The organism is Streptomyces sp. SID5910 (genome assembly GCF_009862125.1).
Classification (GTDB): Bacteria; Actinomycetota; Actinomycetes; order Streptomycetales; family Streptomycetaceae; genus Streptomyces.
Map to the genome: position 1 here is coordinate 1 of NZ_WWHX01000854.1, position 10,534 is coordinate 10,534.

Annotated in this window: 11 protein-coding genes and 1 pseudogene; 8 read left to right on the plus strand and 4 right to left on the minus strand. The window is 71.4% G+C overall.

Going from position 1 to position 10,534, the window contains the following annotated elements:
• The coding region (locus tag GTW67_RS30055; protein ID WP_202437886.1) for a GTP-binding protein at nucleotides 1–335 on the plus strand (335 nt) is incomplete at its 5' end.
• Nucleotides 332–1,594: a cytochrome P450 family protein gene (locus GTW67_RS30060; protein ID WP_161167905.1), complete on the plus strand. Its 1,263-nt coding sequence runs from the start codon at nucleotides 332–334 to the stop codon at nucleotides 1,592–1,594. The genes GTW67_RS30055 and GTW67_RS30060, both read left to right, overlap by 4 nt.
• 71 nt (nucleotides 1,595–1,665) lie before the next feature.
• On the opposite strand, the gene GTW67_RS30065 is transcribed toward GTW67_RS30060, so the two are convergent.
• The gene (locus tag GTW67_RS30065) at nucleotides 1,666–2,892 is read right to left on the minus strand and encodes a cytochrome P450 (RefSeq protein WP_161167906.1); all 1,227 of its coding nucleotides are present in this window, start codon (nucleotides 2,890–2,892) and stop codon (nucleotides 1,666–1,668) included.
• A 147-nt stretch (nucleotides 2,893–3,039) separates the two neighbouring features.
• Nucleotides 3,040–3,612, minus strand: coding sequence for a GNAT family N-acetyltransferase (locus GTW67_RS30070; protein ID WP_161167907.1), 573 nt, complete (start codon nucleotides 3,610–3,612; stop codon nucleotides 3,040–3,042).
• 168 nt (nucleotides 3,613–3,780) lie between these two features.
• On the opposite strand from GTW67_RS30070, the gene GTW67_RS30075 reads away from it, so the two are divergent.
• The 4 genes from GTW67_RS30075 (at nucleotide 3,781) to GTW67_RS30090 (ending at nucleotide 7,093) form a co-directional block, all read left to right on the plus strand.
• On the plus strand, nucleotides 3,781–4,638 hold the full coding sequence (locus GTW67_RS30075; RefSeq protein ID WP_161167908.1) for a TetR family transcriptional regulator C-terminal domain-containing protein: 858 nt from the start codon (nucleotides 3,781–3,783) through the stop codon (nucleotides 4,636–4,638).
• 82 nt (nucleotides 4,639–4,720) lie between these two features.
• Nucleotides 4,721–5,614, plus strand: a complete 894-nt coding sequence (locus GTW67_RS30080) for a beta-keto acid cleavage family enzyme (RefSeq protein ID WP_161167909.1) — start codon at nucleotides 4,721–4,723, stop codon at nucleotides 5,612–5,614.
• A gap of 31 nt (nucleotides 5,615–5,645) precedes the next feature.
• Nucleotides 5,646–6,617 (plus strand): 3-hydroxyacyl-CoA dehydrogenase NAD-binding domain-containing protein, encoded by a 972-nt coding sequence (locus tag GTW67_RS30085; protein WP_161167910.1) that lies wholly within the window; start codon nucleotides 5,646–5,648, stop codon nucleotides 6,615–6,617.
• Nucleotides 6,614–7,093: a thioesterase family protein gene (locus tag GTW67_RS30090; protein ID WP_161167911.1), complete on the plus strand. Its 480-nt coding sequence runs from the start codon at nucleotides 6,614–6,616 to the stop codon at nucleotides 7,091–7,093. Before GTW67_RS30085 ends, GTW67_RS30090 begins: the two co-directional genes overlap by 4 nt.
• Before the next feature lie 16 nt (nucleotides 7,094–7,109).
• Here GTW67_RS30090 and GTW67_RS30095 read toward each other — a convergent pair whose 3' ends face one another.
• Nucleotides 7,110–7,775, minus strand: a complete 666-nt coding sequence (locus GTW67_RS30095) for an MSMEG_1061 family FMN-dependent PPOX-type flavoprotein (RefSeq protein WP_161167912.1) — start codon at nucleotides 7,773–7,775, stop codon at nucleotides 7,110–7,112.
• A gap of 229 nt (nucleotides 7,776–8,004) precedes the next feature.
• On the opposite strand from GTW67_RS30095, the gene GTW67_RS30100 reads away from it, so the two are divergent.
• Entirely contained in the window at nucleotides 8,005–9,042 is a 1,038-nt protein-coding gene (locus tag GTW67_RS30100; RefSeq protein WP_346010783.1) for a 2-dehydropantoate 2-reductase, read from the plus strand.
• 43 nt (nucleotides 9,043–9,085) lie between these two features.
• Here the strand turns inward: GTW67_RS30100 and GTW67_RS30105 are convergent, their stop codons facing one another.
• Nucleotides 9,086–10,003, minus strand: coding sequence for an NAD-dependent epimerase/dehydratase family protein (locus tag GTW67_RS30105; RefSeq protein WP_161167913.1), 918 nt, complete (start codon nucleotides 10,001–10,003; stop codon nucleotides 9,086–9,088).
• Nucleotides 10,004–10,411: 408 nt separating this feature from the next.
• Between GTW67_RS30105 and GTW67_RS38405 the strand changes: the two are divergent.
• Nucleotides 10,412–10,534 (plus strand): annotated as a pseudogene (locus GTW67_RS38405) (esterase); the annotation flags it as partial.

Consider the following 10,534-nt stretch of genomic DNA (forward strand, 5'->3'; position numbering starts at 1 on the left):
CGCCCGGCCAGGAGCGCTTCTGGTTCCTGTGGGACCGTCTGTTCTCGGGAACGCTGGGCGCCGTGGTCCTCGTGGACACGCGGCGGATGGACGACTCCTGGTACGCGATAGACAGGCTGGAGCACCACCGCACGCCCTTCGTGGTGGCCGTGAACCGGTTCGACGACGACACCGTGCGCTACTCGCTGGACGAGATCCGGCAGGCGCTCGCCCTGCCCGCGCACGTGCCGATGGTCGACTGCGACGCGCGGGTCAGGCAGTCCGGCAAGGACGTCCTGCTCACCCTGGTCAACCACCTGCACGACATGGCCATCGCCCAGGAGGCGACACTGTGACCGACTCCGGCTACTCCTCCGCGCAACCGGCGCCCCCGGGCTGCCCCGCTCACGCCGGGGCGGTGCGCCTCGGGGGGCTTGAGTACCAGCAGACGCCGTCGCAGCTCTACCGCGCGCTGCGCCGGGAGCACGGTCCGGTCGCGCCGGTCCTGCTCGACGGTGACGTTCCCGCCTGGCTGGTGCTGGGCTACTCCGAGGTCACGTATGTGACCAGCCACGACGAGCTGTTCGCGCGTGACTCGCGGCGCTGGAACCAGTGGGCCGACATTCCCCCGGACTGGCCGCTGCTGCCCTTCGTCGGGTATCAGCCGTCGGTGCTGTTCGCGGAGGGCGAGGAGCACCGGCGGCGGGCCGGGGTGATCACCGAGGCGCTGGAGGGTGTCGACCAGTTCGAGCTGTCCCACGACTGCCTGCTGATCGCCGACGACCTCATCGCCCGGTTCGCGGGCAGCGGCCAGGCGGAACTCATGGCCGACTACGCGCACGCGCTGCCGATGCGCACGGTGGTGCAGATGTGCGGGATGCCGACCTCGGGCGAGGACACCCGCCGGCTCGTCGACGACCTGCGGATCTCCCTGGACGCGCACGAGGGCGACGACCCGGTGGCGGCGTACGGGCGCGTGGGTGAGCGGCTGCGGCAGCTGGTCGAGGACAAGCGGGCCGCGCCGGGCCCGGACGTCACCTCGCGCATGCTGGCGCATCCGGCGGGTCTGACGGACGAGGAGGTCGTCCAGGACCTGATCTCGGTGATCGCGGCGGCGCAGCAGCCGACCGCGAACTGGATCTGCAACACGCTGCGGCTGCTGCTGACGGACGAGCGGTTCGCCGTGAACGTGTCGGGCGGCCGGCTCAGCGTGGGCGAGGCCCTGAACGAGGTGCTGTGGCTGGACACGCCGACGCAGAACTTCATCGGGCGGTGGGCGGCCCGGGACGTCCAGCTGGGGGGCCGGCAGATCCGGGCCGGTGACTGTCTGGTGCTGGGGCTGGCCGCGGCCAACACCGACCCGCAGATCTGGCCGGAGGGGCATGTGGGCGCGGAGAACGCCGCGCACCTGTCGTTCAGCAACGGCGAGCACCGCTGCCCCTATCCGGCGCCGCTGCTCGCGGACGTGATGGCGCGGACGGCGGTCGAGACGCTGCTGGAGCGGCTGCCCGACCTGGTGCTGGCGGCGGACCCGGAGGAGCTGACCTGGCGGCCGTCGATCTGGATGCGCGGGCTGTCGGCGCTTCCGGTGCGGTTCACGCCGGTGGTGCAGTAGTACGGATTCCGGGCCCGTGACAGGGCCCGGAATCCGGCGCGGACCGGCGAGTGGGACAGGCCGGGTACGGGTCAGCCCGTCACGGGGGTGAAGCGCACCGGGAGGCTCATGGGCCCGCGGGTGAACACGCCCTGCTCGGCCGGTTCGAAGCCGTCGGCGAGGCGCACGTCGGGCATGGCGTCGAGGAGCTGGCCGACGCCGGTCTCGACCTCCGCCTTGGCCAGCAGCGCGCCGACGCAGAAGTGCCGGCCGAGCGCGAAGGCGAGATGGTCGGCGGCGGCGGAGAAGGCGGTCGTGGTGGTGAGGTCGTCGCGGAAGATGTCGAAGCGGTCGGGGTCGCTGTAGCGGCTCTCGTCGCGGTTGGCCGCGCCGATCAGGCAGGTGACGGTGGCTCCCGCGGGTACGGTGCCGCCGCTGAGCGTGACCTCCGTCGCGGACTGCCGCATGATCATGTGGACGGGCGGGGTGAACCGCAGGGTCTCGGCGAAGGCGCGCGGGATCAGCGAGCGGTCCTCGCGGACGGCGGCGAGCTGGTCGGGGTGGAGCAGCAGGTTCGCGAAGATGCCGGCGATGGCCTTGTCGGTGGTCTCGCCACCGGCGGCGAGCAGCAGGCTGCAGAACGCCTTGACGTCCTCGTCGCTCATGCGCACCCCGTCGACCTCGGCGGCGCACAGTGCGGACAGCAGGTCGTCGCCCAGGTTCTCGCGGCGTTCGCGGATGATCGGCAGCATGTACTCGGCGAACTCCACGCGGGTCCGCTCGCCGGCCGCCGTCACCTCGGGGTCGCCCGACAGGTTGCCGAGGAAGGCGATGACGGCCGTGTACCAGCGGTGGAAGCGGGCGTGGTCGGCCTTGTCCAGGCCCAGCATGTCGGCGATGACGTTGACCGGGAAGCGGGTGGCGTAGTCCGCGACCAGGTCGGCGGAGCCGGTGTGCCGGAAGGCGTCGATCAGCTCGCGGGAGTTGCGCTCGATGACGGGCAGGAACTTGCGCTCCAGGTCGCTGCCGCGGAAGGCGGGGGCGACGAGGGCCCGGCGTACGGCGTGCTCGCGCCCGCTGAGCTGGAGGATCGTCTTGCCGTGGACGGGTTCGATCTGCCAGGCGTAGTTGTCGGTGGTGAACTCGCCGGCCTTGTCCTTGAAGACGCGCTCGACGTCCTCGTAGCGCGAGACGACGTAACTCTGCGTCGCCTCGTGCCATATGAGGGGCGCGGTGTCCCGCATCACCCGGTAGGCGGGGTAGGGGTTCGCCGCGAACTCGGGCGAGAGGATGTCGGGCACCTGCTGGGCGGTGGACATGGGGAGGGCTCCCAGAAGTCGTGACTTGATGTACGGCACAAGGTTATTGATCAACCATCAGTTACGACAGGGCAGCCGGAGGCCGACCGGGGCGACTTCTGCTGCTCACCCATCGGTTTCCGGCCAGCGAGGGGGCGTTGGCGCCACTCAGGGGGCTGAAGTCGGCGTGACCGGCGGCCGCCACTCTCGCCGGATCAGCCCGAACACCCAGGTGTCGGACACGTCGCCGTTCACGACGCATTCCTCCCGCAGCGTCCCTTCGCGCACGAACCCGAGCTTCTCCAGCACCCGGGCGGATGCCGCGTTGCGCGTATCGGCCTTGGCCTCCACCCGGTTCAGGTCCAGTGTCCCGAACGCCCAGTGCAGCAAGGCGTGTGCGGCCTCCGTCGCGTAGCCGTGGCCCCACATGGCCTCGTCGAGGCAGTAGCCCAAGGCCGCGCTGCGGTACTCCGGGACCCAGTCGACCAGTGCGCACCAGCCGACGAAGGCCCCGTCGGACGCACGGTCGACGGCCACTCGCACCCCGGTGCCTTCGTCCGCGAGCCCCTGACACCTCGCGATGAAGCGCCGCGAGCGGGCCCGTTCGCTCCAGGGCGGTGAGTCCCAGTAGCGCATCACGTGGGAGTTGCTGTGCAGCGCGAAGAGAGGGCCCGCGTCGGCGTCGGCGAACGGACGCAGGCGCAGTCGAGAGGTCTGGAGGGCGGGGGTGGCCAGAGTCATGCGGGCCATCCTCTGCCCTCGCGCGGCGGGCAGTACAGCGAATATAGGCCGCAGGGCGTTGCGCTTTTGACTGTCGCGCCAGTCAGCATCTCAATCAACACCCGCACCAGCCACTTCACCCTCCCCCGGTGTTGAGTTTTTCGCAACGCACGCCTAGGGTCGTGGCTCGTGGACACCGACGACGCCCTCGACGGCGCACCGACCGCCGACACCGCCGCCCGCGTCCGCGAGGTCATCGCGGGTGCGGGGGTCAGCCAGCGCGAGTTCGCTCGCCGTGTCGTCATGGACCCGTCCAAGCTCTCGCGTTCGCTGAGCGGCACCCGCCGCTTCACGGCCGCGGAGCTGGCGCGGATCGCCGACGAGGGGCGGGTCGACGCGGGCTGGCTGCTCGGCACCCGGCCCCGCGAGAAGGCCACGCCGCACGCCGTCGGCGTCGAGGGCGGGCGACCGCTACAGATCGTCCGCGAGACGGTCCGGCTGATCGCCGAGCACGGTTTCCACGCCGTGCGGGTCGCCGACATCGCCCGCGCCTGCGCCACCAGCAGTGCCGCGATCCACTACCACTTCCCGGGCCGCGCCGAACTGCTGGAGGCGGCCGTGCGCTGGTGCATGGACGAGGACACCGCGCGCCGCGCCGCCCGTCTCGCCGAGGCGGACGACGCGGCGGCAGAACTGCGCCAGCTCATCGCGCTCCAGACGCCGCGCACCGAGCAGCAGCGCCGCCAGTGGGCGGTGTGGCTCGACCTGTGGGCCGAGGCCGCGCGCTCCACGGCGGTGGGCCGACTGCACTCCGAGTACTACCGGCAGTGGCGGGAGACCGTCGCCGACGTCGTACGCCGAGGTGCCGAACAGGGTGTGTTCCGCGCCGGGATCGATCCGGAGGCGGCGGCACTGACGCTGACCGCCCTGATCGACGGCCTGGCGACACACGTCCTCTCGGTGAGCGGACCGTCGTCCGCCGAGGCCGCGGACGCGATGCACGCGGCACTCACCGCCCACGTCACCCACACGATCCTGGCTCCGTAGCCCGGCGGCCACGGACGCCGCCCCCACAACCCCGAACCCGTTCCGCCATCGTCCCCACGGCAAGCCCTCGGGAGGCCCCCGCATGCCCATGACCGAGAACGTCATCATCACCTGTGCGCTCACCGGCGCCGGTGACACCGTCCGCAAGAGCCCCCACGTCCCCGTCAGCCCGGAGCAGATAGCCAGGAACGCCGTCGAGGCGGCCGCCGCCGGTGCGGCCGTCGTCCACATCCACGTACGCGACCCCGAGACCGGCGACCCGTCCCGCGACCCCAAGCTGTACCGGGAGGTCGTCGAGCGCATCAAGGAGACCGGCACCGACGTCGTCATCAACCTCACCGCCGGCATGGGCGGCGACCTGGTCATCGACCCGGACGACCCGCTCACCCACCTCCCCGGCACCGACCTCGTCGGCGGCCTGGAGCGCCTGCCGCACGTCGAGGACCTGCTCCCCGACATCTGCACCCTGGACTGCGGCTCACTCAACTTCGGCGACGGCTCGAACCTCTACGTCTCGACGCCCGACATGCTGCGCACGGGCGCGCGGCGCATCCAGGAGCTGGGCGTGCGGCCCGAACTGGAGATCTTCGACACGGGCCAGCTCTGGTTCGCCAAGCAGCTGCTCGCGGAGGGCCTGCTCGACGACCCGACCGTGTTCCAGCTGTGCATGGGCATCCCGTGGGGCGCGCCCGCGGACCCCGGAGTGCTCCAGTCGATGGTCAACATGCTGCCGGACGGCGCACGTTGGGCGAGCTTCGCGCTGGGCCGGATGCAGATGCCGTGGGTCGCGCAGTCCATCCTGCTCGGCGGGCACGTCCGCGTGGGACTGGAGGACAACCTGTACCTCGGCAAGGGCAACAAGGCGACCAACGCCCAGCTCGTCGAGCGGGCCGTGACCATCACCGAGTCGATCGGCGCACGCGTCGCGACACCGGACGAGGCCCGCGCCACCCTCGGCCTCAAGCCGCGCAAGTAGCCCACCGCGACGACGAAGGACCACCCCACTCATGACCTCACCCGAGACGACCTCACCCGAGAACGTCCGCCGCGTCGCCTGTGTCGGCGCCGGAGTCATCGGCGGCGGCTGGGTCGCCCACTTCCTGGCCCGCGGCTACGACGTGACCGCCTGGGACCCCGCGCCCGACGCCGGGCGGAAGCTGCGCCGCCTGGTGGACGCGGCGTGGCCGGCGCTCACCCTGCTCGGCCTCGCCGAAGGCGCGTCGACCGACCGGCTCACCGTGACCGACACCCTCGAACGGGCCGTGGCAGATGCCGAGTTCGTGCAGGAGAGCGCGCCCGAGAAGCTCGACCTCAAGCGCGATCTGCTGGCCCGTCTGGACGCGGCGACACCGCCCGGCGTCGTCATCGCCTCGTCCACCTCCGGCTATCCGATGACGGACATGCAGACCACCGCCGCGGACCCCACACGCCTGGTCGTCGGCCACCCGTTCAACCCGCCCTATCTGATCCCGCTCGTCGAGGTCGTCGGCGGTGAGCGCACCGACGCGGCGGCGGTCGCCTGGGCCTCCCGCTTCTACGAGGTCGCGGGCAAGTCCGTCATCACGATGGACAACGAGGTGCCGGGCTTCATCGCGAACCGCCTCCAGGAGGCCCTGTGGCGCGAGGCGCTGCACATGGTCGCCAACGGTGAGGCGACGGTCCGGGACATCGACCTGTCGATCACCGAGGGCCCGGGGCTGCGCTGGGCGGTGATGGGTCCGATGCTGACGTTCGCGCTCGCGGGCGGCGAGGGCGGCATGGCGCACATGCTGGACCACTTCGGTCCGTCCCTGAAGTCGCCGTGGACGCGCCTCGAAGCACCGGAGCTGGACAAGGAGTTGTACGACGCGGTGGTGGCGGGCTGCGACGAGGCGGCGGACGGCCGCTCCATCGCGGACCTGGTGGCCGAACGCGACCGGGGCGTCATCGACGTCCTGCGCGCCACCGGCCGCCTGGGCCGCGAGGAGGACTCCCGATGACGAGGCTCCCCCTGTTCCGCAGCACGGTCCGCCCGCAGTGGATCGACTACAACGGCCATATGAGCGAGGCCTTCTACGTCCTCGTCTTCGGCCACGCCACGGACGCGCTGATGATCGAGACGGGCCTGGACTCCGGCTACCGCGAGTCCACGGGCTGCTCCCTCTACACGGTCGAGTCCCACATCCGTTTCCTCCGGGACGTGCCCGAGGGCGCCCATCTGGCCGTCCGCACCCGCGTGTTGGGAGCGGCGGCGCGCAAGGCGCGCTTCGTGCACGAGATGTACGTGGTGTCCGCCCCGGAGTCGGAGCCGGCGGCCGACGCGTCCCCGGTGGCGACGACGGAGCTGCTCGCGCTCCACGTCGACCAGCAGGCGGGCCGGGCCACCGAGTTCCCGGACACGGTCCGCCACCGCCTCACGGCCCTGACCGAACCGGCTCCGGACTGGGCGGGCCGCTCCATCGCCGCCGTGGCCTGACGCGCGGGCCCCTGCTTCACTCGTACCGCAGGCGCAGTGACTCCCGTTCGACCTCCTCGATCTGCTCGACGGTCAGGCCCGGGAGGTCCAGCTGGGCCAGCGTCACCTCGGCGCTGGTCGGCTGGGCGTCGGCGGGGACCCACCGCTCGGGCCGCCAGGCGTCGGCGCGCATCAGCGACTTCGGGCAGTGCGGGTAGACCTGCTCGACGGCCACCACGATCGCCGTGACCGGCGGTTTGCCCACGGGAGTGAGCTGGGCCAGCAGCTCCGGGCGTGCCGAGACGCAGGCGCGGCCGTTGACGCGCAGGGTGGTCGGGCGACCGGGGATGAGGAAGACCAGTCCGACGCGTCCGGTCTCCAGCACGTTGTGCAGGGTGTCGAGCCGCTTGTTGCCGGTCGCGTCGGGGATCACCAGGGTCCGCTCGTCCAGCACCGAGACGAATCCGGCCGGGCCGCCACGCGGTGTCACGTCCGCGCTGCCCTTGGCGTCCGCGCTGCCGATGAACACCAGCGAGGAACAGCCGATCAGCGCCCGGGTCTCCTCGGTCAGGTGGTCGATCTCCTTGCGGAGAGCGTGGGGGTTCGGCTGCGGATAGAACTCGCGCAGCTGCTCCGGACTGGTGAGGGCGTCCGCCCGCAGCGCTTCGAAGAGCGCGCCGGCGGTCCCGGTGTCGGTCGTCATGAGGACGACCCTAGAAGACGGGCGAGGAAGTGCGCGGGTCAGCACGTGATCTCGCCCGCGCCGACCGGACGTCTCCCGGGCGACGCCCCGCCACGGTCTCGACTGCCCAGGCCGTCGTGGGGGCTTGTAGCCTTGCCGCCGTTGCGGCATCCACGGCCCGGACCGGCCTGCCGCAACGGGACACTGCAACGCTCCGTCCGACCCCCTCGACCGAAAGGCAGGCCGGCCCGTGAGCCCCACGCCGCCTCGCATAGCGATCCTGGGAGCCGGCAGCATCGGCTGCTACCTCGGCGGGCGCCTCGCCCCGGTCGCCGACATCACACTGATCGGCCGCCCCGCCGGCATGGCCGTGCTGCGGGACAAGGGACTGACCCTCACCACAAGCGGGGCATCGGCCCACCGGCTGCCCCCGACCGCCCTGCGCACCGCGACCCACGCGGATGCCGCCGGGGACGCCGACATCGTGCTGGTCACCGTGAAATCCGCCGACACCCTCACCGCGGCGCGCGACCTCGCCCCGCACCTGGGCGCCCGCACCGTCGTGTGCAGCTTCCAGAACGGACTGCGCAACACCCGGCTGCTCCGCGAGGCGCTGCCGGGGCACACCGTGCTGGCCGGGATGGTCCCCTACAACGTGGTGCAGACCGAGCCCGGTCACTTCCACCAGGGCAGCGGCGGCCCCCTGATGCTGGACGACACGCCCGCGGCCCGCCCCCTGACCGCGGCACTGGCCGAGGCCGGGCTGGCGGTTCGGCCGCACGCCGACATGCGGGGCGTACAGCACGCGAAGCTGCTGATGAACCTGAACAACGCCCTCAACGCGCTCTCGGGACAACCGCTGCGCCACCAGCTGGCACAGCGCGCCTTCCGGCGGTGCCTGGCGCTGTGTCAGTCCGAGGCCCTGGCGGCCTTCCGCGCCGAGGGCATCACCCCCGTTCGCCTCACCCCGGTCCCGACCGCCCTCACGCCGCACCTGCTGCGACTCCCGGACGGCCTCTTCCGCCGCGTCGCCCGGCGCACCCTGGCCATCGACGCCCACGCCCGCTCCTCCATGTGGGAGGACCTCGAACGAGGTCGCGCCACGGAGATCGACCACTTGCAGGGCGAGATCGTCGCCATGGCCGCCCGGCACTCGCTGCCCGCGCCCGTCTCGGCCCGCGTGGTGCGACTCGTCCACGAGGCCGAGACGGCACCGCCCGGCATCCGTCGCGCCTGGACGGGCCCGGATCTGCTCTCCGAACTCACTTCCGCCCGGAGGTCCCTCTGACCGGCCCGGCGCCGGGTCGGCCCGCGTCAGGCAGTACACACGCTCAGCCGAGGATCCTGGCGATGCCCTCCTCGTAGGAGGTGACGCCGAAGTCGGGGAAACGCGTCGTGAACTTGGAGGCGTCGAAGATGTTGTCACCGCGGTAGCGCGGCAGCAGCTCCCCGACCTCTCCGAGCGGCCCGACGAAGCGCCCGCCGAGGGTGAACACGGCCAGCGGCAGCACGGTGTACCGGATAGGGCGTCCGGTGATCCGTGCGGCGACCTGGATCAGCTCGGCGTAGGTGAGGCGGTGCGGGTCGATGGGCAGGTGCCAGGTCTGGCTGTAGGCGTCCGGGGTGTTGCCGATCAGGGCCATGGCCCGGCTGGCGTCCGGCGTCCAGATGAGGGACCGGACGGTCTTCGCGCTGACGGGAACGAAGGGCCGCTTGCCCGCCTTGATCCGGTCGAAGACGAGCGAGTTGGTCAGGCTCTTGGTCTTGCCGGGACCGTAGAACTCCGGCGCCCGGCAGATGACGGCGTCGACCGTTCCGGCGCTCATCGCGTCCAGCAGCATCGTCGCGATCTGCGCGCGCACGCGGCCCTTGCGGCCGTTCGGTACGAAGCCGGTCGACTCGGTCTGCGGGGTGGTCGTCCCCGGGTACATGTAGGTGTTGTCGAAGAACACGAGCTTGGTGCCGTACTTGGCGCAGGCGTCGATGACGTTGCGCATCATGGCGGGGAACTGCTGCTCCCACAGCTGCGAGTCCATGGGCAGGCCCACGGTGAGGTAGGCGACCTCGCTGCCCTCGACGGCCCGGGCCGTGGCGTCGGGGTCGGTCAGATCGGCCTTGACGAGCTGATCGGTGTCGTGGATCTTCTTGGGGTTGCGGCTGACCAGCCGGATGTCGTGCGTGAAGCCGCGGTACAGCTCGCGGGTGAGCTCTTCGCCGATCGGTCCGTTGGCGCCCAGAACTGTGTGCATGGGATTCGTCACTCTCACTTGTCTACTTGATGCCCGGAAGGCGCTTGAGGATCTTCAGGCCCGCGGGGTGCCAGACCCTCGTCAGTCCCGGCTGGGCGCCCTGCCGCCTCTTCGGGCGCAGGTACTCGTGCGTCTCGGTGTCTGCACGACAACCGTACACCCAAATGTTTACGCCGCTTACTTTAGAGGGTGGCATCGGCTGTGCCCGGCCTCGCTCTCCCATCTTCCGCGCGGCCGTCAGCACCTGCATGCGGGCCCGGAGACGGGTTGCGGCAGGGATAGGGGCGGCGAAGCATGGAACCCGGTATGCGTGCGCCGTCAGGTGCGACGGCCGCCTGATTCGACCACCCGAGCAGGGCACGCGTGTGTCCGTGAATGGAGTGGACATGACCGACCTCCCCCCCTCCGATCACCCCGCACCTCGAACCGGCCGCGAAGGAGCTGTGCGAGGCCACCGACCCTCACCCCCGGATCTACGAGGTCCCCCCGGAGAAGGGCCGCGACATCCTGCTCGGTCTCCAGAGCGACGAG